1 protein-coding gene is annotated in these 1,324 nt (G+C 72.2%); it reads right to left on the bottom strand.

What is annotated here, in order from left to right:
• On the bottom strand, positions 1-1,085 hold a 1,085-nt coding region (locus KME75_RS41615), incomplete at its 3' end, for an ISAs1 family transposase (protein ID WP_219420486.1).
• Positions 1,086-1,324: the final 239 nt, after the last annotated feature.

Raw genomic sequence — 1,324 nt, 5'->3', positions numbered from 1 at the left:
TTGGTGGCGCCCGCGAGGCGGTGCAGGCTGATCACGAGGTTCCGCAGCGACGCCATGACCTGCGGGCCGTGACCGGCGCGGACCTGAGACAAGTCCTCTGCGAAGGTCACATCGCGCACCCAGTGCAGGCCGTTTTCGATCTGCCAGTGTCCGCGGATCCAGCCGGCGAGCTCGTCGGGCCTCGCTTGGTGCGGGGCCAGGTCGGTGATCGCGTAGACGGTCTCGGTGCGCCACCGGCCGCGTCGCCCGGTGCGCGCGGACACCGGCCTGGTGCGGCGGGTGATCTGGATGGCCTGACGGGCGTGCGGGAACTGGATCCCCGCGGCGATCGTGACGACCTTGAGGGTGCGGATCTCGCGGCGCCCGTGCGCAGTGGAGGCACTGCGGTGGCCTTCGCCGACGTCCTGCCAGGGCAGCCCGGCGAGCTGGCGGCGCAGCCGCGGCTGGTTGCCCTTGACCGCCAGGACCCAGTGCGCGCCGCGGGCGTGCAGGTCCTCGACATGGCCGCGCTGGGTGTGCAGCGCATCGGCGGTGAACACGACACCGGCCAGATCGATGCCGGTCAGGGTGTCGATCAGAGGTGCGAAGGCGCCGATCTCTCCGGCCTTACCGGCACCGGCCTCGCCGGCGTTGCCGGCCACGGCGACCTGGCCGAGCACGACCCGGGTGTGCTGGTCGATCACCGCGAGCAGATGCCGCCCCGACACCTCACCGCCGGCGTTGCTGTCGCGGGTGGCGTTGTTGGCGGTTGCAGTGTGTCGGGAGCCGCGCAGGGTCTTGCCGTCGACGGCGAACACGCGGCGGCGCCCGGCCGGGGCGACCGCGGCGCACAGGGACTGCACGAACCCGCCGAGCGCGGCGTCGAACCGGTCGGCATCGACCCGGCCCAGCAGGCGCCGAATCGTCGACTCCGACGGGCAACGACGATCAGTCTGCAGCACCGCGGCGACCTCGACGGGCAGGTCAGCGACCCACTCGGCGACCGCGACGAACGAGCGCGCACCCGCCGCGACCGCGCACACCGCCGCAGTGAGCACCACGACCAGGCCATGGCGGACCCCGCGGCGCGCACGCGGATCGACCACGCCGGCCAACGCCGCCCGCAGGTGTGGGGCGAGCGTGACCGGACCGGGTAGCTCTACCCCGCCCAGCTGGTCAGCGACAGCAGCGATCGACAAGGATGCAGACGCGGGCACGGCTCTCCGATGATCAAGCTTGGTGTGAGAACCGCAAGATCACCACCGGAGTCGTGCCCGTGCTTACATCCTCGACCGCGTGTCGCCGCAGCTCAGCGCCCACTCACCGCGACTTTGCCGACCCCCTG

Origin of the sequence: Pseudonocardia nigra (genome assembly GCF_019396355.1) — a bacterium.
Taxonomy (GTDB): Bacteria; Actinomycetota; Actinomycetes; order Mycobacteriales; family Pseudonocardiaceae; genus Pseudonocardia; species Pseudonocardia nigra.
This window is presented reverse-complemented; position numbering and strand designations above follow the sequence as displayed.